This window comes from Clostridium sp. TJA032, from assembly GCF_058310275.1.
In genome coordinates this window covers 99,077-125,147 of record NZ_JBZEFB010000002.1, presented here as the reverse complement: position 1 = coordinate 125,147, position 26,071 = coordinate 99,077, and the positions used below count along the sequence as shown (strand labels likewise).

Here is a 26,071-nt window from a genome sequence, read left to right as displayed (position 1 = left end):
ATGGGTGTAAATATTGAAATGATGAGAATTGATGAAAGACTAGTTCATGGTCAAGGACAAATGTGGTTAAATTCTTTAGGAGTTAATACAGTAATAGTTGCAAATGATATTGCTAGTGAAGATAAGATACAACAAACTTTAATGAAAACAGTTGTACCAAAATCTATAGCTATGAGATTTTTTTCAATTCAAAAAACTTGTGATTTAATTCATAAAGCTTCACCACAACAAAAAATATTTTTAATATGTAAAACAACTGATGATGCATTAAAGCTAATTGCAGGTGGAGTTCCTGTTAGTGAGATTAATATAGGAAATATACACAATGCTGAAGGAAAAGAGCAAGTTACTCGTTCAATTTTCCTAGGACAAGGAGATAAGGTAGCTTTAAGAGAGTTATCAGAAAAATATAATATAAGATTTAATACAAAAACAACACCTAGAGGTGATGATGGAGCAATGCAAGTAGATATAACTAAATATTTATAATAATTTAACGGTAAAGGGTTATTTAAAATGGAGGTAATTATATGGAGGTTACATTAATTCAATGTCTTTTAATAGGTTTGTGGACATCCTTCTGTTTAGCAGGTATGTTACTTGGACTTTATACAAACCGTTGTATTATCTTATCTTTAGGTGTAGGGGTTATATTAGGTGATATTCCAACTGCACTAGCTATGGGAGCAGTTTCTGAAATAGCTTTCATGGGATTTGGAGTAGGTGCTGGAGGTACAGTTCCACCAAATCCAATGGGACCAGGAATTATAGGTACTTTAATGGCAATTACTATGAAAAGTCAAGGAATGGATCCTGCAACAGCTCTTGCATTATCCTTCCCTTTTGCAGTAGCTTTTCAATTCTTAATAACAGCAACTTATACTTTTGCAACAGGATTAACACAGTATGCAAATAAAGGAATTAAAGAAGGTAATTGGATAAAATTTAAAATAGGTGCAAATGCAACTATTTGGGTTTTTGCTATTGTAGGATTTATTATTGGGTTTGCTGGAGCATTTAGTACAAGTGGCTTACAAGCAGCAGTAGAACTTATACCAGCTTGGTTAATAGGCGGTTTATCAATAGCAGGTAAAATGCTACCAGCTATAGGTTTTGCAATGATATTATCAATAATGGCAAAAACAGAACTTATACCATTTGTATTATTAGGATATGTATGTGTAGGATATTTAAATTTACCAGTAATGGGAGTAGCTTTTGTAGGAGCAATCTTTGCTTTAATAGAACACTTTAGAGCAAGTAATTCTAATAGTGGTTCAAGCGATGGCTATAATGATGATGAGGAGGTTGTATTTGAAGGTGGAATATAGAGCATTAACTAAAAGTGATTATATAAAAACATCTCTTAGAGCATTCTTTTTACAGAATGGATTTAACTATGGTAACTATCAAGGGTTAGGATATGCAAATATACTATATCCTGCTTTAAAAAAGATATATAGAAATAATGAAGATGAATTTAAAAAAGCTTTAGGAGAAAATGTAGAGTTTTTTAATTCTAACCCTCATTTCCTTCCTTTTATTACAAGTTTACATCTAGTAATGCTTGATTCAGGAAGATCTTCAGAAGAAGCTAGGACTATAAAGCTTGCTTTAATGGGACCTTTAGCAGGAATTGGTGATTCACTTTCACAATTTTGCCTAGCACCATTATTTTCAACAATAGCAGCTAGTTTAGCACAAGATGGACTAATTGCTGGACCTATATTATTTTTTGTAGCAATGAACTCTATCTTATTAACAATTAAATTATTAACAGGAATATATGGATATAAGCTAGGAACTAGCATTATAGATGTTTTAAGTGAAAAAATGGCTCAAATATCTGCTGTAGCTAGTATGATAGGGGTTACTGTAATTTCAGGTTTAGCAGTTTCTTTTACAAAAATAAAAATTGCTTATCAATATACAGCTCAAATGCCAGATGGAGCTGAAAAAGTTGTATCAATACAAGAAATGTTAGATAAAATAGCACCAGCTCTTTTACCAGCATTATATACAATATTTGTATTCTATCTTATAAAGAAACGTAAATGGACAACTTACCGTTTAGTTATATTAACAATAGCTATTGGTATTTTAGGATCTGTTTTAAAGGTTTTAGCTTAATAGAATAAATATTAGAGAGTAGATAAAAGTCTACTCTCTAAAATAAATTTGATATGGGAGTATTGAGATATGAAAATATTAGTAGTAGGACATGGAGAATATTCAACAGGTATAAAATCTGTAATAAAATTATTAACTGGAGTGGAAGAAGGCATTGATGCCATAAACTTAAATGAGGAAATAACTCATGATGAATTTGCAGTTAAGGTTAAGAATTATATAGAAAATAATAAAGAAGTTATAGTTTTTGCTGATATAACAGGAGGAGCACCTTTTCAAATAACTTCAAGAGAAATTTTATTAAATGAAAATTCAGATAGTCAGTATGTAGTTGGTGGAGTTTCTGTAGCTTGTATTTTAGAAGTTGTAATGAATACTTTAGTTTTAGATAATAATTCTAATCATAGAGGTATAATAGATGAGTCTTTAAATAAATTACATGAAATGTCATCAGTTATTTGTAGAAAGGATTTAGTTTGTTAAATATGAATGAAAGAGTACTTTGGCTAATAATATTAATACTTGCAGCATATACAATTTTGGTATCATTTATTTTACCTATTATACAGAAAAAAAGAATTAAGGAACAAGGCAAAGCTAGAGATGAGTATTTATCAAATTTAAAGGTAGGAAATAGAGTTATTATTATTTCAGGAATATATGGAATAATAAAAGATATAAAGAAAAATATAGTTAAGTTAGAAATTTCTAAGGGCGTTATAGTAGAAATAGACAAAGAAAGTATTATGGGAGTTCTAAATTAAGATTATAAAATAGTCATTAAATTTTTATTTAAGTAAGTGGCTTAAAGAGCAAATTACTGGGATAATAAAATATTAATTTGAGAGTAAGACTACTTATTTTAAGTAGTCTTTATTTTTTAAAATTTGGAGAGGATTTTATGGTTAATTTAATTAAAATAGAAAAATTAAAATTAGAAGTTAATAAATTTATGAGTTTATATGATACAAATTTTTTTAGAAGTTATTTAAAAGAGAACTTTAATAATGACTTGAAAAAAAAGCTTATAGGGGCTAATTTATTACTTAATAATTCCTTTATATTTGATGATAAATGGGATATGGAACAATGTAATATACCTTATGTAAATAAAAATTTGAACTGGGAATTTACTCCTAATGGAGATGAAGAATGGATATTTATGCTTAATAGACATGAATATTTAGATAAATTAATTATAGCCTATTACTATAGTGATGATTATAAATATTTAGATAAATTAAAGGAGTTAATATTTAACTGGATTAGAAAAAATAAAATAAAAAAACAGGGTGGAAAGACACTAAGAACAATAGATACAGGAATAAGAACTCTTAGTTTTATTAAAGCTTTAATGCACTTAATTTATGAAAATAAGATTAACAATGATGAAATATTAGAGTTAGTTTTTAGTATAAAGGAGCAATTAAAATACCTAAGAAATTCCTATATTGATAAATATGTTCTTAGTAATTGGGGAGTATTACAAAGCACAGCTATAATAATTTCTACTTTATGGTTAAAGGATTTTTTTGAAGAGGATAATTTATATAAATGGGCTATAAATGAATTATACAGGGAGATAAATCTTCAAGTTTTAGAAGATGGTTCTCATTGGGAACAATCTATAATGTATCATATTGAGGTTTTAAATTCATCTATGTTAACCATATATTATTGTAATTATTTTAATGTTAATCTAGATAAAAACTTTTTAAGTAAAATACATTCTATGGCTAAGTACTTAATTTATTGTTCAGATTCAAATTATATGCAAGTATCTCAAGGGGATAGTGATAGAACCGATATTAGGGATGTTACTCTTAGAGCAGCTATATTGTTTAATGACCCTTATTTAAAGTTTAGGTCTTTTGAAACAATTGATTTAAAAAGTTTATTTTTATTTGGAAAAGAAGGTTTTTTAAAATATAAAAATATAAAGACTAAAGAAGTTGAAAACTTTAGCAAATCTTTTATAGACTCAGGAAATATTTATATAAGAAGTGGTTGGAGTAAAAAATCTAGTTTTACTTATTTAAAAAATGGTACTTTAGGAAGTAGTCATGGTCATTCCGATTTAGGGCATTTTTCAATTCATTATGAAGGGGAGCCATTTTTTATAGATTCTGGCCGTTATACTTATGTTGAAGAGGACCTTTTAAGAGAGTATTTAAAGTCAGTAAAGGCTCACAATGTAACTGTAATTGATGATTCACCTTTTGCTATTCCTAAAAATTCATGGGAATATTGTAAGTATCCTGAAACAGTTAAAAATTATTTTAGAGAAAGCAATGAAATATCCTATGGAGAGATGGTGTATTTAGCAACTTTAGAAGATAAAACTCCTTATACAGTTATAAGAAAGGTGTTAGTAATATCTAAGGATATATGGATAATTGTTAATGAAGTAAGATGTAGTGGAACACATATTTGCAAAAATTATTATAATTTAGATTGTGGAATTAAGCCTATTGAAGAAGGTGAATATGTAAGTCTTATAGGTAAAAAAAATAAAATGAGGATGTATAATAAGAATATAGATAGAAGATTTATTAAAAGAAATTTTGTTTCAAAAAATTATAATAGCATAAATAATAGTAAAAAAGTAGTAACTGAAAAAACTTTTACTGATAATTTTGTAAACTATGATATAATTTTAGGCCAAAGTTTAAAAAATATAGAAATCGATGACCCTAGTATTGTACAATATAATTTCCAAGGTGAATTTGATGAAAATATGGTAGTTGCTAAAAAATTTATTATAAATCAAGAGGAAAGTTATACTGCTATTATATTTAATAAAGAAACTTTTAAAGGAGCAAAGGTATATATTTGTGATGGATTACCTATCTATGGTAAAGTTTTAGTTATACATACCCTAAAAGATAAAAAAGAAATAATTCGTTTAAAATCGTAATATAAAAATATTTTATGTGGAGGTAAATTGTGGTAAATGAAGGAGTTAAGCTAACTATAAATGATATTGCTAAAAAAGCTAAAACTTCAAAGACTACTGTATCTTTTTATTTAAATGGAAAATTTGACAAGATGTCTCCAGATACAAAAAGAAGGATAGAGCAGGTCATTGAAGAAACTAATTATAGTCCTAATATAATGGCTAGAAGTTTAAAATTAAAAAAATCTAATTTAATAGGAGTTGTAGTTGCAGATATAACAAATCCTTTTAGTAGTAATATAGTTAAAGGAATTGGCGAGATAGCTAGAAGAAAAGGATATCAGATTTTAGTTGGAAGCACTAATTTAGATTATTATAATGAAGAGGAATATTTTAAAAAGATGTTAGATATGGGTGTTGATGGATTTATAGTTCAACCTACTAAAAATTTTGACAAGTTATATCCATCTATAAAAAACAAAGGAAAAAAGATTGTAGTTTTAGATAGTGTTTCTTCAAAGTATACTGGAAAATGGGTAAAGACAAATAATTATGAAATAGTTTATGAAGCTATTTTAAAATTATCAGAAAAGGGATATGAAGAGTTTATTTTAGTTACTGAATCTCCAGATAAACTAGCTGCAAGAATGGAGAGAAAAGTTGGTTTTGAAGATGCTGTAAGTAGAGTAAATGGTAAAAGTATTATTGAAATTATAAATGAAAACACAGAAGTGGATGAAATAGCAGAGATGTTAAAAATAGATATAAATCCTAAGAAAAAAACTTTAGTTTTTGCAATAAATGGTAAAATACTTCAAAAGGTTTTTAAAGCAATAAAAATGGAAGGATTTACTGTTCCAAATCATGTTGGAATAATTGGTTTTGATAAGTGGGATTGGACAATGTATGCTACTCCTTCTGTAACAACTATAGACCAACCAACATATGAGGAAGGGAAATATGCAGCTAAAATGCTTATTGAAATGATTGAAGAAAAAGAGGATTTTTATAAATCAGAAATTTTTAAATGTAATATAAATTGGGAAGAATCAACAAACTTATAATTTTATATATTTATGTGAAGGATTAACTTATTTACAAAATAGGTAGTAATCTTTCACTTATTTTTTTGTTTTATAAATAAAGAACTTGTGATATTATCATAAAATAGAATATTTAGTATAGAGGGTGAAGTTTATGGTAAAGGTTGATTTTACTAAATTAACTGGTGATTTAGTTACAAGAGAATGTGTAAAATATGAAAAAGAAATAAAGTCGTGGAATAGGGCTATAAAAAAATATCCTTTAGGAATAGTTTTTTGTAAAAATATTCAGGATATTAAAAATGCATTAATATGGATTAAGGAGAATAAAATTCCCTTTACAATTAGAGTAGGAAGACATAATTATGAAGGATATTCTATAGAAAATGATGCTTTAGTAATAGACCTTAGCAAAATGAATGGGATATTTATAGATGAAGAAAATAAAAAGGTAACTATAGAAGGTGGAGTTACAAATGAGGATATATATGAAGCTTTAGGAAATTTAGATTATCCTTTTCCTGGTGGAGGATGTCCTACAGTAGGTGTTGTAGGTCTTACTCTTGGAGGAGGATGGGGATATTCTAGTAGATTATTTGGTTTAACTTGTGATAATCTTTTAGAAATAAAGTTTTTAAATAGCAATGGAGAAATTATAATTGCAAATGAAATTTTAAATAAAGATTTATTTTGGGCTTCTAAGGGCTGTGGAGGAGGAAATTTTGGAATAGTTATTTCAATGACCTTTAAACTTCAAAATAAAATAAAAAAGGCTACTTTAATAGATATAGATTATAAAAATGCTGATAGAGAAGAACTTGTTTATATAATAAAAACTTTACAAGATAAGTTTAAAACCTTAGATAGAAGAATGAATTTAAAGACTGCAATTTATAATTCAAAAGAAAAGGGGGTAGGAATTAAAATAACAGGGATATTTTATGGAAATAAAGATGAAGCTAATGAAATTTTACTTCCCTTTAAGTTTCCTTCAAATATTGATTTTAATTTAACTTATGAAAATGCTTTAGAGGTTATTAGAAAAATAGAATATAGTCATCCTCCTTATGAGAAATATAAATCAACAGGAAGATTTGTATTTAGAGATTATAGTATAGGAGAAATAGAAAATCTTATAAATATAGTTTCAAAAAAAGCTGAAGGAGCATATTATAATGCAATATCTTTTTATGGATTAGGGGGAGCTGTAGAAGATATAAACAAAGAGGATAGTGCATTTTATTATAGAGATGCGAAATTTATAATGGGAATACAATCAGTTTGGGAAGAAGATTGTTTTGCAGAAAAAAATATAAAATGGGTAGAAAATAATTTTAAGTATGTAAAAAGCATTACAGAAGGTTCCTTTATAAACTTTCCTTTTAAAGGTCTTATGGATTATGAGGAAGATTATTATGGAAAAAATAAATATAAATTAAGAGATGTAAGAAAAAAATATGATAAGGATAGATTTTTTGCCTTTGAGCAAGGAATTAAATAATAGAAAGCATAGAAAACTTCAAAGTTTTCTATGCTTTCTATTTATATGTATTAAATTTGATACATTGCAAAATATTTGAGGAAATATTTTGTATATCTATTAAATTTAAATATATTTTAAAAAAATTAATAATATTGTTTCATTGATAAGTTTCATAAATAAATTATAATATATTTATAAAAATTGTAATTATATGAAGGAAATTTTTAAAATTAATGTAGAAAGGAGGAAGAAATATGAATTTTGAATCATCTATTATATTAAATAAGAAAAAATATGACTCATATTTTGACAATACTTTTAAAAATACAATTTTAAATCATATAAAATGGATAGCTTTAGGAGTTGTAACTTTAGGTTTAGCATATCCTTGGATAATATGTATGAAATATGATTCTACTTGCAAACATACAGTTGTTTGTGGGAAAAGATTAAAATTTATAGGAAGTCCAAAGGAGTTAATAGGTCATTGGATACTTTGGTGGTTTCTTATTGTAATTACCTTTGGATTATATGGACTTGTAGTAAAAATAAGATTTCAACAATGGACAAGTGCTAATACAATTTTTGAAGAAGCTGATGAAGGTGAGTATTCACATCACAAGAAACACTTGCATCATAAAAAACATACACATGAAAATAATACACATCATAAAAAGCATTTACATGAAAAGAAAAAAGTAGAGAGTGCAAAAGAAATATCAGAAAATAAAGAATCAACTAAGGTAAAACAATTAACAGGCAATGAAAATTCACAAAATGTAAAACAATTAAAAGAAAGTGAAAACTCACAAAATGTAAAGGAATTAAATAATAAAAATATATAAGTAAAAAATTATTAAAAATATAAAAAACATGTAGTTTACTTATTAGTGCCCTAGTCTTAAAATGACAGTGTAAGATAAGAATAAACAAAAGAAAGAAGTGTTTAGTATGAGTATAAAATTAATATGCATAGATATGGATGGAACTTTGCTTATGGATCAGCAAAGAGTTTCTGAAGAAGATAAAAATGCAATAAGAGAAGCGGTAAAAAAAGGTGTAGTAGTTGCAATAACTACAGGAAGAATTTATGATTGTGCAAGAATGTACTCAGACACAATAGGATTAAAAACTCCTATTATAGCTAGTAATGGAGCTTACATTGGTGGAGTTAATGATGAGGAAATATATAATAATCCACTTAAATTAAGTGATTTAGAAGACTTTAATATAATAACAAAAAAAGATAACCTATTTACATATGTAACTACAAATTGGGGAATTGTTTCAACAAAAGAATTGCCAGAAAATCATGTTTATAAGGTTTTAAATAGAAGTTTACCTAAGGATAAACAAGTAAGATTAGAAGTTGTTGAAGATTTAGGAGAAGCTTTTAGAAAATATGATGGAGAAATATTAAAAGGCGTTTGTGTTGAAAAAGAATTTAAAGATAAGTTAAAAGAAGCTAAGGAAGAACTAATTGAATGTTCAAAAGACTTAGAAGTAGTTTCTTCTTGGGATGATAACTTTGAAATAATGAAAAAAGGTAGTTCAAAGGGAGAAGCTGTTAAAAAACTTGCAAAATATCTTGGTATATCTAGAGAAGAAGTAATGTGTATAGGAGATAGTGAAAATGACTTATCTATGATAAGTTGGGCTGGAATTGGTGTAGCTATGGGAAATGCAATAGAGCAAGTTAAGGAAGTTGCAGATTATGTAACTGATGATAATAAACATGGTGGAGTTAGTAAAGCTATAAAGAAATTTGTTCTTTAAATTTAAGGGAAATAGGTTCTTGCTTTTTATTTAAAAATAAAATTTTATTTGTGCAAAATTTATTTTAAAAGGAGATGCCATATGAAAGATATTATAGTAATAGGTGCTGGAGTAATTGGATGCTCTATAGCTAGAGAATTATCAAAATATAATTTAAAAACCTTAGTTATTGAAAAAAATAGTGATGTGTCTGAAGGAATATCAAAAGGTAATAGCGGTATAGTTCATGGCGGATATAATGAAAAATTAGGAACATTAAAAGCTAAGTTAAATTTAGAAGGAAATAAGCTTTTTGATGACTTATCAAGAGATTTACAATTTCCTTTTAAGAGAAATGGTGCTTTTATTTTAGCTTTTAATGAGGAAGAAGCTAAGACTTTAGAAAGTTTAAAAGAAAATGGAGAAAAGCTTGGGATTTCTGGACTTGAAATTTTAAGTAAAGAAGAAGCTTTAAATATTGAACCTAATTTAAATAAAGAAGTTTTCAAAGTTTTAAGTGTTAAAACTTCAGGGATAGTTAGTCCTTATGAAATGACTATTGCTTTAGCGGAAAATGCAGTAGAAAATGGTGTTGAGTTTAAATTTAATTCAAAGGTAACTAACATAGAAAAAATAGAAGAGGGATATAAGATAACATTAAACAAAGATAGCTTTGTGAAAGGTAAAATTATAATAAATGCTTCAGGACTAGAAGGTGCTTTTTTAAATAATATTATAAGCATGAACAAAAGAGAACTAAATCCAGTAAAGGGAGAATATTGTTTATTTGATAAAGTAGCTGGTGCTATGATAAATAAGACTTTATTCCAAGTTCCTAACAAGTTAAGTAAGGGAGTTTTAGTAACTCCAACAGTTGAAGGAAATCTTTTAGTTGGACCTAATGCTTTAAGTGGAGAAAGTTTAGAAACTTCTAGAGAAGGAATAGATGAAATTTTAGATAAGAGTAAAAAATCTGTTGATAATATGCCAATTGCAAGAATATTAAATACATTCTCAGGTATAAGACCAAAAACTTTTGAAGGTGATTTTATAATAGAAGAAGTTGAAGATGCTAAAAATTTTATAAATGTTATAGGTATAGATTCACCAGGATTAACAGCAGCACCAGCTATAGGAATATATGTTGTTAATATAATTAAAGAAAAACTTTCTTTAGAAGAAAATAAAAACTTTAAAGGTACTAGAGAAAAAATAGTTAGATTTTCAGAACTTTCTTTAGAAGAAAAAAATAAATTAATAAAAGAAAAACCAGCTTATGGACATATGATTTGTAAATGTGAATTTGTAACAGAAGGTGAAATAATAGAGGCTATTAATAGACCTATAAAGGCTACAACTATAGATGCAGTTAAAAGAAGAACTAGAGCTTCTATGGGAGGATGCCAAGGGGTTGGATGTACAATTCCTATAAGTAAGATATTAAGCAGAGAATTAGGAATAGGTATAAGTGAAATAAATAAAAATAGTGAATGTTCACCAGTTATTGGGTTTAAGGAGGATTAAGTCTATGAGAGAATATGATTTAATTATAATTGGAGGAGGAGCATCAGGTCTTCTTTCAGCTATTTATGGCAAAGAGGCTGGAATAGAAAATATTCTTTTAATAGAGAAGGATTCAGTTTTAGGAGGAGCTTTAAATTCAGCTAATTATAATATAAGTGAAAAAGGAAATATAACTGGATTAGAGTATAAAGATGAACTTTTAAAGGAATTTAACAAGCTAAATATAGATGTTAAATTAAATACAATGGTTTTAAAAATAGAAGAATCAAAGGAAATTATTTGTACAAGTAGTGAAGAGGGAGTTCAAAAGATAAAAGGAAAAAATATTATAATAGCTAATGGTGGAAAAGAAAAAGGAAGAAATGCAGTTTCTATTCCAGGAGGACGTGTATCTGGAATTTTAACAGTTGGAATGGCTAAAAAAATATTTGGAATGAAAAATATGATTCCTGGTAAAAATATATTTATAGTAGGGGATAGTACTCTTTACATGATTCAAGAAGATTTAAAGAAACATAATATAAAAATTGCAGGAATCATAACAGATAAAAATAAAGATGAAATTTTTGATTTAAGCAATAATTTATATAAAGGATATGAAATTACTTCTATACATGGAGAAGGAAGAGTAGATTCTGTAACCATAAAAAATGAAGAAAACACTAAAAATATAAAATGTGATACAGTAATTTTTTCTTATCCAATGGTTTCAGATGGTTTAGTTGCTTTAAGAAGTGGTCTTAAATTAAACCCAAATACAACAGGAGCTCTTGTAGATGAAAATTTTGAAACATCAAAAGAGGGAATATATGCTTGTGGAAATGCAATATATATTCATAAAAATATAGAAGATGTTGAAAAAGAATGTAAAAAATTAATTGAAAAATTAAGTTAAAAACTATATTACTATAAAAATAGCAATATAGATTATATATTAAATCTATGAAGTAATATTTGGCAATATTATATAGATTTTCAATATTAATAATTAACTTTACCGAAATTTCGATTTTGGTAGAGTTAATTTGCTATATTATGTTAAAATTAAGTAATGTATTATTTTATTACATAATATTTAGCAGTATTGAAAAGAGGGTGTATAGTATATGGTCTATTTTGCTTATGGTAGTAATTTATGTTTAGAGCAGATGAAAAAAAGATGTCCAGAAGCTATTCCTATGGTTGGTGTACATCTTAATAATTATAAATTAACTTACAATAAGTATGCAGATATAGTACCTTGTAATGGTGAAAAGGTTTATGGTGCTATTTATGAAATCTCTATAAATGATTTAAAGATTTTAGAAAAGTATGTAGAGTATTCAGATTTATACGAAAAAAAATATGTTATTGTGCAAGATTCAAAGGGAGTTTCCTATGAAGCCTTTGCATATATTATGAAAGAAAAAGGTGAAAATAAGCCTGAAAAAAGGTATTTAGAGGTTATTAGTAAAGGATACAAAGATTGGGGAATTATTTATTAAAATAATTAATAAATATAAAAGTCTTAATTCTTTTTAAAATAATTTTAGATTAATTTGCTATAGGTTTTAAGTATTTATGTTATAGTAGTATAAATAATTAGTTTGAAAGAATAATAAATATTATTTATGAGGTAGTACATATGAAAAGCAATATAAGAAGATTAGATGAAATATTAGAATTTAATAAAAACTTTGTAGAAAATAAGGAGTATGAAAAATACAAAGCAAGTAAAAAACCAGAAAAGAAAATGGTTATTTTATCTTGTATGGATACTAGACTTACAGAGTTATTACCAAAGGCTATGAACATAAAAAATGGTGATGCAAAAATTATAAAGGATGCTGGAGCTACAATAATGCATCCTTTTGGAAGTGTAGTAAGAAGTATATTAGTTGCAATTTATGAATTTAATGCAGAAGATGTTTTTATTGTAGGACATAGTGGATGTGGTATGAGTAATTTAAACTCTAGAGATATGATAAAGAAAATGGAAGATAGAGGGATAAAAGAAGAAACTATATCTACAATAAAAGAATGTGGAATAGAAGTTGAAAAATGGCTTCACGGATTTGGATGTGTAGAAGAATCAATTAAAAAGAGTGTAGATTCTTTAAGAAAACATCCTTTAATTCCAAAGGATGTAAGTATTCATGGGTTAGTTATAGACCCTCATACAGGAGAACTTAAAGTTATTGTAAATGGATACGAATAAAAAGATACTTACTTTTAAGTAAGTATCTTTTTTATTTATAAAATAAGTCTTATAAGTATTATAGGTAAAACTTTTTATAAGTGATATAATTAGATATATTACTAATTTAAAAAGGAGGGATAAAAGATGTATATAAGCAATACCATGAATATTTATAAAATAATTTGGATATTCACAATTGGTTCTGTATTAGGATACTGCGTAGAAATGATTTGGTGCTATGTAAGAAATGGTCATTTTGAAAGTAGAAAAGGATTAATCTATGGTCCAATTAGTCCAGTATATGGAATAGGTGGAGTAGTACTTACTTTATTGCTATATAGATTTATCCACTATAATGGAATAATAATATTTTTTATAAGCGCAGTTGTAGGAGGTGTATTTGAATATTTATGTTCTTTTTTTCAAGAAAAACTTTTTGGAAGCGTATCTTGGGAATATAATAGCAAGTCTTTAAGTATTAACGGAAGAACTAGTGTTGAATATTCTATTTTTTGGGGAATACTTGGGGTGTTCTTTTTAAAGGATATTTACCCTTTATTTGATGATTTTATGGGGTTATTTTCTACACAGAGTATAAAGGTTATAACTTTAATATTTGTAATATTTTTAGTGCCAGATATTATAATATCTTCTTTAGCTGTTAGAAGAGAAGTAGAAAGAAGAAAAGGAAAAAAAGCGAGAAATGCTTTAGAAAGATTTCTTGATAAAAAATATACAGATGAATTTTTAAAGAAGATATATCCTAATATGATATTTAAAAATTAATTTATAGGAGAATTTTATGTTTTTTGTTGGTATATTTGGAATTGACACTAAAGAAAAACAGGTTAAGGACATAGACAATATATATTGCAGAACTTGTGATAATAAAACAAAAGGTGTTTTGATAAAAACTTATGAATATTTTCATTTTTTCTTTATTCCTATCTTTAGATGGAATGAGAGGTTTTATGTTATTTGCAAAAGATGTAATTCAATTTATGAAATTTCAAAAGAAAAAGGAAAAGATATAGAAAAAGGAATTATTAAGGATATTTCTGAAAATGATATGACTCTTATAAAAGAAGGACAAGTTTATGGGAAAAAAGCTCTAAAAAGAACATGTCCAAATTGTGGAAGAGAAATAGAAGGAGATTATAAATATTGTCCTTATTGTGGAAGTAAACTTTAGATAATATTTTACATACTAAGTTTAGTAATTATCAAAACAGAAAATAACATATAAATTTATAAAATGTATTAGATTAATTTATAGCTAATTTTATACTTTAATAGAGTATTAAATTAAAATTAATTTAATACATTTTTTTGTAAAAATATTTTCTTTATATATTGACATTAATTGAAAAAAGTGTTATATATAGAATTATAGATTAGCACTCAATGATATAGAGTGCTAACAATTAGAGTTTTTTATTTTTGGAGGGAAATTTCAAAATGGAAAAAAGAGAATTTAAAGCAGAATCAAAAAGATTGTTAGACATAGTTATAAATTCAATTTACACAAATAGAGAAATATTTTTAAGAGAGTTAATTTCAAATGCTAGTGATGCTATAGATAAAGTTTATTATAAAACCTTAGGAGATAGCTCCTTAACTTTTAATAAAGATGATTATTATATAAAGATAGTGCCAAATAAAGAGGCAAGAACTCTTACAATATCAGATAAAGGTATTGGTATGACAGAGAAAGAGCTAGATGAAAACTTAGGGGTTATAGCTAAGAGTGGTTCTTTACAATTTAAAAAAGAAAATGAAATCAAAGATGGATTTGATATTATAGGACAATTTGGAGTTGGATTCTATTCAGGATTTTTAGTTGCAGATAAAATAACAGTAATAACAAAAGCTTTTGGAGAAGATAAAGCATATAAATGGGAATCTGATGGAGTTGATGGATATACAATTTCAGAAGCTAAAAAAGATTCTTTTGGAACTGATATAATTTTACATCTAAAAGAAAATGATGAGGATGAAAATTATGATGAATTTTTAGAAGAATATAAATTAAAATCATTAATTAAAAAGTATTCAGATTTTATAAGATATCCTATTAAGCTTGATATTACAAAATCTAAGATTAAAGAAGGAACAGAAAATGAACATGAAGAGTATGTTGAAGAAGAAACAGTAAACAGTATGGTTCCTTTATGGAGAAGAAATAAAAATGAACTTACTGATGAAGATTACAATAATTTTTATATGGAAAAAAGATTTGGATTTGACAAGCCTTTAAGACATATGCATATAAGTGTTGACGGGATGATAAGTTATAATTCAATTCTTTATATTCCTGAAAACATACCATATGATTACTACACTAAAGAATATGAAAAAGGCTTAGAGCTATATTCAAATGGTGTTTTAATAATGGAAAAATGTTCATCACTTTTACCAGATTATTTTGGATTTGTAAAAGGAATAGTAGATTCTCAAGATTTATCACTTAACATTTCAAGAGAAATGCTTCAACATGACAGACAATTAAGCCGTATTGCTAAAAATATAAAAAATAAGATAAAGAATGAACTAGAATCTATGATGAAAAATGATAGAGAAAGTTATGAAAAATTCTATAAAACTTTTGGCAGACAAATAAAATACGGAGTTTATGATGACTTTGGTATGAATAAAGATGAATTAAAAGATTTATTAATGTTTTATTCATCTAAAGAAAAGAAAATGGTAAGCTTAGCTGAATATGTTGAAAGAATGGATAAGGAACAAAAGTATATTTATTATGCTGTTGGAGAAACAAATGAAAGAATAGAAAAAATGCCACAAACTGAAATGGTATTAGATAAAGGTTATGAAATTCTTTATTTTACAGAGGATGTAGATGAATTTGCAATTAAAATGCTTATGAGCTATAAGGATAAAGAATTTAAATCAGTATCTAGTGGTGATTTAGGAATAGAATCAGAAGAGGAAAATAAGAAAGAAAATGAAGAAAATAAAGGTATATTTGAAGCTATTAAGGAAGCTTTAGGTGATAAAATAGTTGCAGTAAAAGCTTCAAGTAGACTAAAAAATTATCCAGTATGTTTATCTTCAGAGGGTGAACTTTCAATAGAGATGGAAAAAATATTAAGTGCTATGCCTAATAATCAAGGGGTTAAGGCACAAAAGGTACTAGAAGTTAATACAAATCATAAAGTATTTAATTCATTAAAAGATTCTCTTGAAAATGATAAAGATAAATTTAATTTATATACAAAATTACTTTATAATCAAGCTTTACTTGTTGAAGGTTTAAGCGTTGAAGATCCTGTAGATTTTACAAATGATATTTGTAAATTAATGAAATAGAATTAAACTCAAAAGGTGTAATAAGGAATTTAAATATTGCTTATTATGCCTTTTTTACTTTTATAAATTAAACCTAAAGGGGCTTTTGTAGATTATAAAAGAATTTTATGGTATATTTTAAAGTACGAAGGAGTGATTTTGTGAAGGTTACAATTAAAGATGTGGCTAAAGAAGCTAATGTAGCCCCTTCAACTGTTTCAAGAGTTTTATCTAATAGCCCTAAAATTAGTGAAGAAACTAAAAGAAAGGTAAATGAGGCTATAAAAAAATTAAATTATAAACCAAATGCCATAGCCAGAAGTCTTGTTAGTAATAAAACAAAAATATTAGGAGTTGTTTTACCAAATGAGGCTGATGATTCATTTAAAAATCCTTTTTTTGTAGAAGCTATGAGAGGAATGAGCATGTCTGCAGAGGAAAATGGTTATTATATAATGTATGCTTTTAGCAAAAATGATGAGGATGAATTAAGAACAATAAAAGAGTTTTCAGGGAATAATTTACTAGAAGGACTTTGCTTATTGTCTGTTAAGGAAGAAGACACTACTATAAAATATTTAAAGGATATAAATTTCCCCTTTGTAGTTATAGGAAGACCAGATGAAGAAGATGTTTTATGGGTTGATAATGATAATTTTAAAGCAATGTTTAGCTTAGTTGATAGTTTTATAAAAAATAAAAAAACTGACATAGCTTTTATTGGAGGTAAAAAAAGTTGGAATGTTTCAAAGGATAGATTGAGAGGATTTAAAGAGGCTTTTAAGGTTAATAATTTAAGTTATGATAAAGATATGGTTGTTGAGGGAAAAGATTTTTCGGAGGAATGTGGCTATTTAGCTATAAAAAATATAATATCAAAAAAAATTCCTAAGGTTGTTGTTACAACAGATGATTTACTTGCTTTAGGTGTAAATAAATATTTAAATGAAAAAAATATCTTAGGAGTTAAAATAGTTGGATTTAACAATACTCCCATGACTAAATATCAAAATCCACCTATTTCATCTATAGATATAAATGCAAGAGAATTAGGATATGAAGCTACAAAGCTACTTATAGATTATTTAAATGGAGGTTTAGATAATAGAAAAAAATATTGTATTGTAGATACGGAGTTAATAGATAGGGGATAAATTTCCTCATGAAAGATGGGCAAACGTTTGCATAAAATATTAAGTATATTAAAGAAAAATAAAGAAATTTAAAGAGAATTAAATAAAATTTAAATGAAATCAATTTTGTAAAGGTTTTATATATCTGATATTATAAGACTATAAAATCATATTTTATTAAAGATAAGCATTATATTTAATTTTTATTTTAAAACTGTTTTTTAGGTTATTCTAAAAAACAAATTTTTTTAAGATTTGTGCAAACGTTTGCCTAAATTAGTTGAAATAAAAGAAATAATACGTAAACATAAGGAGAAAACATGAGTAGAAAATGGTGGAAAGAATTAGTGGCATATGAAATTTATCCTAAGAGTTTTATGGATTCTAATGGAGATGGAATAGGAGATATTAATGGAATAATATCAAAATTAGATTATTTAAAAGATTTAGGAATTGATTTAATATGGCTGTGTCCAATGTATAAATCACCTAATTATGATAATGGGTATGATATTAGTGATTATAAAGATATTTTAGATGAATTTGGAACTATGGATGATTTTAATAATTTACTTAGTGAGGTTCATAATAGAGGGATGAAACTTATTATAGATTTAGTAATAAATCATACAAGTTCTCTACATCCTTGGTTTATAGAATCAAAATCTTCTAAAAATAATCCTAAGAGAGATTGGTACATTTGGAGAGAAGGAAAAAACAATAAGGAGCCTAACAATTGGGAAAGTATATTTAAAGGTTCAGCTTGGGAATATTGTGAAGAAAGTAAGGAATATTATCTTCATTTATTTGCAAAAGAACAACCAGATTTAAATTGGGAAAATGAAGAGGTAAGAAATGAAATTTATAAAATGATTAATTGGTGGCTTAATAAAGGAATAGATGGATTTAGAGTTGATGCTATAAGTCATATAAAGAAAGAAGCAGGACTTAAAGATATTGATAATCCTAAGGGGCTTAAATATGTTCCATCTTTTGAAAAGCATATGAATGTAAAAGGCATAGATTCTTATCTTAAAGAATTAAAAGAAAAAACATTTTCAAATTATGACATAGTTACAGTAGGTGAGGCTAATGGAGTTAAGGCTTGTGAAGCTGATACTTGGGTAGATGAGGAAGTAGGAACTTTTAATATGATATTTCAATTTGAACATCTTAACCTTTGGAATTATGAAGAGGGAAAAACATTTAATGTTAAAGCCTATAAAGATACTTTAACTCTTTGGCAAAATTCTTTAGAAAATAAAGGATGGAATGCTCTCTTTATTGAAAATCATGATATACCTAGAGTTGTTTCAACATGGGGAAATGATAATTGCTATTTAAATCAATCTGCAAAGGCTTTTGCAGCAATATATTTTCTTCAAAAAGGTACACCTTTTATATATCAAGGGCAAGAAATTGGAATGACCAATGTTAAATATAATAGCATTTATGAATATGATGATGTAAGAACTATAAATACTTACAATGAAAGAATTGAAAGTGGAGTTTCAAAAGAGGCAGCTTTAAAGGAAGCTTGGATAACTTCAAGAGATAATTCAAGAACACCTATGCAATGGAATTCTACTAAAAATGCAGGATTTACTACGGGAAAACCTTGGATTGGAGTTAATGAAAATTATAAAAAGATTAATGTTGAAGAGGAAGAGAAGGATAATAATTCAGTTTTAAATTTTTATAAAAAACTTATAAAACTAAAAAAAGAAAGCAAGACCTTAATATATGGTAAATATGATTTAATTCTAAAAGAGGATGAAAGTATTTTTGCTTATACAAGAACTTTAGATAAGGAAATTTTTTTAATAATAGCTAATTTAACTAGTGAAGAAGCTAAGTATTCTTACGAAAAAATAGAATTAAATTCTAAGGACTTAATTCTTAAAAATTATGAAGTTTCTAAGCATAAAAATTTAACTGAATTTATATTAAGACCTTATGAATGTAGGGTTTATAAGGTATCTTAATTTAAAATACATAAATTCTTTTGTATTTTAGAAATTTTAAAAAATAAAATTTTATAGGGACTAAATAATACATGGAGGGGTTTGAGAATGAAGAATTTTAAATTAGGCTCTTTTGATTTCTGGCAAAAGTTTGGAAAGGCATTGCTAGTTGTTGTTGCTGTAATGCCTGCAGCAGGTCTTATGATTTCAATTGGAAAAGTAATGGGTATTTATATTGATGTAGATTTTGTAAGAACTATAGCAAGAGTTATGGAAGATATAGGTTGGGCAATAATAGGGAATTTAAATCTTTTATTTGCTGTAGCTATAGGAGGTTCTTGGGCAAAAGAGCGTGCAGGAGGAGCTTTTGCTGGAACTATAGCTTTTGTACTTATAAATAGAATAACAGGAGTTATTTTTAGTGTTAGTAATGCTATGTTAGCTCCTGATTCTACTGCTACAGTACAATCTTTTACAGGACAAACTTTATTGGTAAAGGATTATTTTGTTTCCGTTTTAGGTGCACCAGCTCTTAACATGGGAGTTTTTGTTGGAATTATATCAGGATTTTTAGGGGCGGCTTTATATAATAAATATTATAACTATAATAAATTACCTAACGCTTTAGCATTTTTTAACGGTAAACGTTTTGTACCTTTTGTAGTTATAATAGGTTCAACAATAGCAGCAATAATTCTTTCTTTTGTATGGCCTTTTGTTCAATATGGATTAAATACTTTTGGACAATGGATAGCAACATCTAAAGATACAGCACCAGTTATAGCACCTTTTTTATATGGTACCTTAGAAAGATTATTATTACCTTTTGGATTACATCATATGCTTACAGTTCCAGTAAACTATACAGAGCTTGGAGGAGTTTATCAAATTCTTACAGGTTCAACAGCAGGACAAGTTGTTGCAGGACAAGATCCTTTATGGCTTGCATGGATAACTGACTTAAATAATTTTAGACAAGCAGGAGATGTAACATCATATAATCAACTTATAGGTACTGTGGTTCCAGCTAGATTTAAAGCAGGACAAGTAATATTATCTAGTGCTTCATTAATTGGAATAGCTTTAGCTATGTATAAAAATGTTGATAAAGATAAAAAGAAAAAATATAAATCAGTATTCTTTTCAGCAGCTATAGCAGTATTTTTAACAGGGGTAACAGAACCTATTGAATTTATGTTTATGTTTATTTCACCAATATTATATGTAGTTTATGCAGTAATAGCAGGGTTAGGATTTGCTATAGCAGATATTATAAATTTAAGAGTACATGCATTTGGTATTATAGAACTTATAACTCGTTCCCCTCTTATGATAAATGCTGGTTTAAGCAAGGATTTAATAAACTTTATAATTGTTGCTATAGTATTTTTCTTTATAAATTACTTTGTTTTTAATTTCTTAATAAAGAAATTTAACATAGCTACTCCAGGTAGAAATGGAAATTATATAGAGAATGAGGAAGATAAGGATTCAGAGGTTTCAAGTAATAAAAGTTCTAAAGGTAATAAAGGGGATATAGATAGCTTAGCAATTAAAGCTATAGAACTTTTAGGAGGAAAAGATAATATTGTAGATGTGGATGCTTGTATGACTAGACTTCGTGTTACAGTTAAGGATATTGAAAAAGTTGGAGATGAAAAAGCTTGGAAAGACAATAAGGCTTTAGGACTTATTGTTAAGGATAAAGGAGTTCAAGCTATATATGGGCCTAAAGCTGATGTTTTAAAATCAGATATTCAGGATATTTTAGGTGTTTAGGAGATTATAAAAATGAAGTTACTTACATTAAATTGTCATTCTTATTTAGAGCATAATCAATTATTAAAAATGAAATATTTAGCCAAAACAATAGTTGAAAATAAATATGATGTAATAGCTCTTCAAGAAGTAAATCAAAGCATTAAAGCTCCTTTTAAGGAAAATAATTTAAAGGAGGATAATTATGCCTTAATCTTAAGAGAAGAAATAAAAAAATAAGTGGAGAAATTTATGATTTATTTTGGGATTATTCTCATATAGGATATGATAAATATGAAGAAGGTCTTTGTATTTTAAGTAAATATAATATTATAGAAAAGGATAGTTTTTATATTTCTAAAAGTCATTCTAAGGAAAATTGGAAATCTAGAAAAATAGTAAAGGCTACTATAAAGATTAGTAATGAATATATAGATTTTTATTCATGTCATTTAGGTTGGTGGCATGATAAGGAAGAAAGTTTTAAAATGCAGGTAAAGAATTTAACATCAAAACTTAAAGAAAGTAAAAATAGAGCTTTTTTAATGGGGGATTTTAATAATAATGCCTTTTTAAAAGGAGAAGGATATGACTTTTTAAAAGAAAATTTTTTAATTGATACTTTTGATTTGGCTAAAGAGAAGGACTCTGGTATAACAGTTAATAAAAGCATAGATGGATGGGAAGAAAATAAAAATTCTTTAAGAATAGATATAATATTTACTAATAAGCCTACAATAGTTTATAGAAGTAAAGTATTGTTTAATGGAGTAAATAAAAAAATAATATCAGACCATTTTGCAGTAGAGGTTGAACTTTTATGAAATTTTAAAGGAAAAAGCACAATTAATTTGTGCTTTTTCCTTTATACTTAAAAAAATTTTTTTTGATGAATTTTTTTAAATATGTATTAAAAATACATATTTATATAAAAAAACCAAAAATGTTTTATTGTTTGTAATTTAAAAAGGAGAATAAAAATAAATTTTAAATTAATCTAGTTATATTATTGATAAATAGTTAAATATTACCTTTAGTAAATGTTTACAAAAATGATATAATAGATTTATAGCTAAAAGATGTGTTTTTAATTAAGTTAAACTAAAGAATAAGAGAGATTAAAAAAGTTCAACTTAAAATTAAGTTGAACTTTTTTATTTATAAATTATTTTAAAGTGGTATTAAGCTTTTATTTTATATAAAAGTGTAATACCTTTTTATTTTTTTATCTTCTATATTTTTATAAAATAATTAATATAGAATAAAATTAGGTTATTTTAAATTTATAAGTAGTGTAATATTTATTAAAAGAAATTTGAAATAAAATTTTGGAGAAATAAGAATATGATTAATTTAAATAGTGAACAAAAAAGAGTTATAGATGAACAGAAAAAAAATATTATTTTACTTGCTTCTGCTGGAACAGGAAAAACTAATACATTAGCTTATAGAATAGCTTCTATAATAGAAAATAAAAATTCAAAGCCATCAGAAATTTTATGTATAACTTTTACCAATAAGGCTTGTAAAGAAATGAGTGATAGAGTTTTAAATATTGTTGGGGGAGAAGCTAAGGATATTACAATAAGAACTTTTCATAGTTTCTGCTTTGATATTGTTAAGTCATATGCAAAGAGGAATACAGATATTTTTTCTGATTTTATAATTTTTGATGAAGAGGATTGTAGAGAAGTTATAAGTAAATTAGATTATTATTATCCTAAGAAAGATTTAAATACTAGTGCTATGCAAATTCAGAAAGTCATTGATTTTATAAAGAGTGAAAAGGCTAGAATAGAAACTTTACAAGATAAAATTTTATATGAATATAAAACTGTAGTTGATTATATTTTTAAATTTAGAGAGGAAAAGATAAATCAAGTTTGTACTTATAAAGGAAACTTAAATATAAAGCTTAAAAACTATATTAAATTTCATGGTCATGAATTAGTAGCTTTATATGATGGTAAGCTAAAGGAAGACCATGCTCTAGATTTTAATGATTTAATAATAATAACTAAGGAATTATTTAAGGATGAAAGTATTGTTAAAGCACTTAATAGTAGATTTAAATATATAAATATAGATGAAGTTCAAGATACAAGTTTTGTTGAATATTCAATAATTGAAAAATTGTTTAGGGGAAATAATGTTCTTATATGTGGAGATTTTTTTCAAACAATTTATAGTTGGCGTGGTTCTAAGCCAGAGGAGATTTTTAAACTTTTTAAGGAAAAATATAATCCTATAGAAATAGTATTTTCTAAAAATTATAGAGCTACTAAGAATTTAAACAAGGCTTCTTTAGAATTTTTAAATAATTCTTTTTCAGACAAGGTTTCAAATATTTATAAAGAAGGAATATTAGCAGAATCAAAGGAAATTGGTGAGAAGTTATTACTAAAGGAAAGTAGAGGAATAAGAGAAGAGGCTAGGTTTATATTTGATTATGTAAATATGCTTTGTAAAAATGGAGAGGATTTAAGAAAGATATGTGTTCTTACAAGAAATAATAATTACAATATTGACCTTAGTGAACAGTTATATGATATTGAGAAATATGAGGGAGCTAATTTTGAATTTATACTTGTTGACCAATTTAAGTTTTTTAGAAGACAGGAAGTTAAGGATATTTTAGCATTTTTAAAATTAATAGCTAATAGATATGATTCTTTAAGTTTAAAAAGAATACTTAATAGACTTCCAACGGGTGTTGGAATTAAAACTTTAGAGACTATAGATTCTACTATTTATAAAGAGGTTGGAATAAAGTTATCTGACTATATAGACCCTATTGTTTTAGAATATGGAGAGAAGTTTTCTTTACTTATAAACGCCTTTGAAGAGGAGAATATAATAGTCTTTGATGTGGAAAGCACAGGCGTTGATGTAACAGAAGATGAAATAATACAAATAGCAGCTATAAAGTTAAATAAAGAAGGAGAAGTAATAGATAAGTTTGAAAGATTTTTAAAGAATAAAAAGCCAGTTGGAGATTCTTATTATGTTCATGGTTTTTCAGATGAAATGCTTAAAGAAAAAGGGGAAGAAAAAGAAAAGGTATTAAGGGATTTTTTAGACTATTCAGAGAAGGCTATAATAGTTGGACACAATGTTACTTATGATATAAATATTTTAAGTAGTGAACTTGAAAGAAATAATTTAGGTAAGCCAAGATTTAAAGCTTTTTATGATACTTTAGATATATATAGAAGATTTTATCCTGGAAATAAAAATTATAAATTAGAAAATTTAAGTAATGTTTATGAAACTAAACACAAACCAAGTCATGATGCTATGGATGATATTATTGCAACAGGAGAACTTTTAGTTAAAGCTATAAATGAGAAAATTAAAAAATCCTCTATGGATAGAATGGCTTTAATGTCAAAACATTTAAAATCATTTAAATTTATTGGAGATAAATTAAATAAGCTCTTTAAAGAAGCAGAAAGCAAAAGACCTTATGAATTGGTTTCTTATGTAATTAATGAGTTTAATATTAAGAGCATATATACTGGTGAAGAAAATAAAGAAAAAATAAATAGATTAAGGGATTTATATGTATTATTTAAAGATTTAGATGATAAAAATAAGAGTAATAGAGATTCTTTATTAGATATTATAAAACTAACAGGACTTTCTAATGGAGAATTAGAATCTTTAATAATAAATAGAACTAAAAAGCCTAGAATACCAATAATAACTGTTCATCAAGCTAAGGGATTAGAATTTGATACTGTTTTTTTAGCGGGAATACAGAATAATAATTTTCCTTCTTTCCTTTCAATTAAAGAAGGAAATTTAGAAGAAGAAAAGAGAGTTTTTTATGTTGCCATAACCCGTGCAAAAAAAAGATTAGTAATAAGTTATAATTCTTTAGGAAAATTTGGTCGTAGAAATGAAATAAGTACCTTTATAGGATATATACCTAAAGAATATTTTAAAATAATATAAATAAAAAGTATTTATATTTAGTAATAAAGTATATTTTAATAAATTTATAAAAAGCCTAAGGTTGATATACTTTATATAAATCTGTATAATAATTCTGAAACTAAAGGATGGAGTGGATTTTAAAATGAGAATGAGAAGAAAGCCTTGGGCTAGACCAGAATTAGAAGCATGCGACTTTTTTGTAGCTAATCCAAAAGAAAATAAAGGGAATTGGAAAAATACTTTTAAAAATACAGAAAACCCAATATATTTAGAATTAGGATGTGGAAAAGGAACATTTATGGCTGTACATGGTTCTGACCATCCAGATATAAATTATATAGCTATAGATATAAAAGATGAAGTGCTTGTTTTAGCTAAAAGAAATATAGAAAAAGCATATGAGGAAAAAAATCAACCTTTAGATAATGTTAAGTTAATGCCTCAAGAAATTGCTTTAATAGATACTATATTAGATAGCAATGATAAAATAGAGAGAATTTATATAAACTTTTGTAATCCATGGCCTAAAGATAGGCATAAAAAAAGAAGATTAACTCACACTAGACAGTTAACAAAGTATAAAGATTTTTTAGTTGATGGTGGAGAAATACATTTTAAAACTGATGACGATAATCTTTTTGAGGAGTCTTTAGAGTATTTTAAAGAATGTAATTTTGATATAACTTATATAACTTATGACCTACACAATAGTGGATATGAAAATAATGTAATAACAGAACATGAGGATATGTTCTCAAAAGAAGGAATAAAAATAAAATTTTTAATAGCTAAAAAATTATAGTTTTCACTTTAAATTTTAAAAAAACTAGAGGATATAAAAGTCCTCTAGCTTTTTTTAATATATAAGCTTTATTTTTATATAAAGAATATATTTATATTAAACTTGTCTAGTTTCTAGATTTAAGTGATAAATTTCAGAAAGATAAAAAACTTTAAA

The 26,071-nt window shown here is 26.1% G+C and carries 22 protein-coding genes and 1 pseudogene; all 23 read left to right on the top strand.

The window, feature by feature from the left end; genetic code table 11:
- The 23 genes and pseudogenes from AC4FRL_RS07705 (at nucleotide 1) to trmB (ending at nucleotide 25,915) form a co-directional block, all read left to right on the top strand.
- On the top strand, nucleotides 1–489 hold the full coding sequence (locus AC4FRL_RS07705) for a PTS sugar transporter subunit IIB (protein ID WP_491139639.1): 489 nt from the start codon (nucleotides 1–3) through the stop codon (nucleotides 487–489).
- 41 nt (nucleotides 490–530) lie between these two features.
- Nucleotides 531–1,331 (top strand): PTS mannose/fructose/sorbose/N-acetylgalactosamine transporter subunit IIC, encoded by an 801-nt coding sequence (locus AC4FRL_RS07700; RefSeq protein WP_491139638.1) that lies wholly within the window; start codon nucleotides 531–533, stop codon nucleotides 1,329–1,331.
- Nucleotides 1,300–2,130: a PTS system mannose/fructose/sorbose family transporter subunit IID gene (locus AC4FRL_RS07695; RefSeq protein WP_491139762.1), complete on the top strand. Its 831-nt coding sequence runs from the start codon at nucleotides 1,300–1,302 to the stop codon at nucleotides 2,128–2,130. The genes AC4FRL_RS07700 and AC4FRL_RS07695 overlap by 32 nt, the downstream gene beginning before the upstream one ends.
- A gap of 69 nt (nucleotides 2,131–2,199) precedes the next feature.
- Nucleotides 2,200–2,613: a PTS sugar transporter subunit IIA gene (locus AC4FRL_RS07690; protein ID WP_491139637.1), complete on the top strand. Its 414-nt coding sequence runs from the start codon at nucleotides 2,200–2,202 to the stop codon at nucleotides 2,611–2,613.
- A gap of 2 nt (nucleotides 2,614–2,615) precedes the next feature.
- The gene (locus AC4FRL_RS07685; protein WP_491139636.1) at nucleotides 2,616–2,894 is read left to right on the top strand and encodes a preprotein translocase subunit YajC; all 279 of its coding nucleotides are present in this window, start codon (nucleotides 2,616–2,618) and stop codon (nucleotides 2,892–2,894) included.
- A 137-nt stretch (nucleotides 2,895–3,031) separates the two neighbouring features.
- Nucleotides 3,032–5,047: a heparinase II/III family protein gene (locus tag AC4FRL_RS07680; RefSeq protein ID WP_491139635.1), complete on the top strand. Its 2,016-nt coding sequence runs from the start codon at nucleotides 3,032–3,034 to the stop codon at nucleotides 5,045–5,047.
- Nucleotides 5,048–5,076: 29 nt separating this feature from the next.
- A complete protein-coding gene (locus tag AC4FRL_RS07675) occupies nucleotides 5,077–6,090 on the top strand; it encodes a LacI family DNA-binding transcriptional regulator (protein ID WP_491139634.1) in 1,014 nt (337 codons plus the stop codon).
- A gap of 133 nt (nucleotides 6,091–6,223) precedes the next feature.
- Nucleotides 6,224–7,570: an FAD-binding oxidoreductase gene (locus AC4FRL_RS07670; RefSeq protein ID WP_491139633.1), complete on the top strand. Its 1,347-nt coding sequence runs from the start codon at nucleotides 6,224–6,226 to the stop codon at nucleotides 7,568–7,570.
- A 236-nt stretch (nucleotides 7,571–7,806) separates the two neighbouring features.
- On the top strand, nucleotides 7,807–8,397 hold the full coding sequence (locus AC4FRL_RS07665) for a YjgN family protein (protein ID WP_491139632.1): 591 nt from the start codon (nucleotides 7,807–7,809) through the stop codon (nucleotides 8,395–8,397).
- A gap of 106 nt (nucleotides 8,398–8,503) precedes the next feature.
- A complete protein-coding gene (locus AC4FRL_RS07660) occupies nucleotides 8,504–9,328 on the top strand; it encodes a Cof-type HAD-IIB family hydrolase (protein ID WP_491139631.1) in 825 nt (274 codons plus the stop codon).
- Between the two features lie 81 nt (nucleotides 9,329–9,409).
- Complete coding sequence (locus AC4FRL_RS07655; protein ID WP_491139630.1) at nucleotides 9,410–10,831, top strand: NAD(P)/FAD-dependent oxidoreductase; 1,422 nt, start codon at nucleotides 9,410–9,412, stop codon at nucleotides 10,829–10,831.
- 4 nt (nucleotides 10,832–10,835) lie between these two features.
- On the top strand, nucleotides 10,836–11,726 hold the full coding sequence (locus AC4FRL_RS07650) for an NAD(P)/FAD-dependent oxidoreductase (RefSeq protein WP_491139629.1): 891 nt from the start codon (nucleotides 10,836–10,838) through the stop codon (nucleotides 11,724–11,726).
- A gap of 211 nt (nucleotides 11,727–11,937) precedes the next feature.
- A complete protein-coding gene (locus AC4FRL_RS07645) occupies nucleotides 11,938–12,315 on the top strand; it encodes a gamma-glutamylcyclotransferase family protein (RefSeq protein WP_491139628.1) in 378 nt (125 codons plus the stop codon).
- Nucleotides 12,316–12,455: 140 nt separating this feature from the next.
- On the top strand, nucleotides 12,456–13,028 hold the full coding sequence (locus tag AC4FRL_RS07640; RefSeq protein ID WP_491139627.1) for a beta-class carbonic anhydrase: 573 nt from the start codon (nucleotides 12,456–12,458) through the stop codon (nucleotides 13,026–13,028).
- 126 nt (nucleotides 13,029–13,154) lie between these two features.
- Nucleotides 13,155–13,796 carry a putative ABC transporter permease gene (locus AC4FRL_RS07635; protein ID WP_491139626.1) on the top strand — a complete coding sequence of 214 codons (642 nt, stop codon included), beginning with the start codon at nucleotides 13,155–13,157 and terminating at the stop codon, nucleotides 13,794–13,796.
- A gap of 16 nt (nucleotides 13,797–13,812) precedes the next feature.
- The gene (locus tag AC4FRL_RS07630) at nucleotides 13,813–14,202 is read left to right on the top strand and encodes a zinc ribbon domain-containing protein (RefSeq protein WP_491139625.1); all 390 of its coding nucleotides are present in this window, start codon (nucleotides 13,813–13,815) and stop codon (nucleotides 14,200–14,202) included.
- A 266-nt stretch (nucleotides 14,203–14,468) separates the two neighbouring features.
- On the top strand, nucleotides 14,469–16,340 hold the full coding sequence (htpG, locus tag AC4FRL_RS07625; RefSeq protein ID WP_491139624.1) for a molecular chaperone HtpG: 1,872 nt from the start codon (nucleotides 14,469–14,471) through the stop codon (nucleotides 16,338–16,340).
- Nucleotides 16,341–16,480: 140 nt separating this feature from the next.
- Nucleotides 16,481–17,473, top strand: a complete 993-nt coding sequence (locus tag AC4FRL_RS07620) for a LacI family DNA-binding transcriptional regulator (RefSeq protein WP_491139623.1) — start codon at nucleotides 16,481–16,483, stop codon at nucleotides 17,471–17,473.
- A 299-nt stretch (nucleotides 17,474–17,772) separates the two neighbouring features.
- Nucleotides 17,773–19,437 carry a glycoside hydrolase family 13 protein gene (locus tag AC4FRL_RS07615; RefSeq protein WP_491139622.1) on the top strand — a complete coding sequence of 555 codons (1,665 nt, stop codon included), beginning with the start codon at nucleotides 17,773–17,775 and terminating at the stop codon, nucleotides 19,435–19,437.
- An 87-nt stretch (nucleotides 19,438–19,524) separates the two neighbouring features.
- Nucleotides 19,525–21,195, top strand: coding sequence for a PTS transporter subunit IIBC (locus AC4FRL_RS07610; RefSeq protein ID WP_491139621.1), 1,671 nt, complete (start codon nucleotides 19,525–19,527; stop codon nucleotides 21,193–21,195).
- A gap of 12 nt (nucleotides 21,196–21,207) precedes the next feature.
- A pseudogene (locus AC4FRL_RS07605) lies at nucleotides 21,208–21,998 on the top strand (endonuclease/exonuclease/phosphatase family protein).
- Nucleotides 21,999–22,518: 520 nt separating this feature from the next.
- Complete coding sequence (locus AC4FRL_RS07600; protein WP_491139620.1) at nucleotides 22,519–25,131, top strand: 3'-5' exonuclease; 2,613 nt, start codon at nucleotides 22,519–22,521, stop codon at nucleotides 25,129–25,131.
- Between the two features lie 124 nt (nucleotides 25,132–25,255).
- A complete protein-coding gene (trmB, locus tag AC4FRL_RS07595) occupies nucleotides 25,256–25,915 on the top strand; it encodes a tRNA (guanosine(46)-N7)-methyltransferase TrmB (protein WP_491139619.1) in 660 nt (219 codons plus the stop codon).
- The last annotated feature ends 156 nt before the right edge of the window (nucleotides 25,916–26,071 follow it).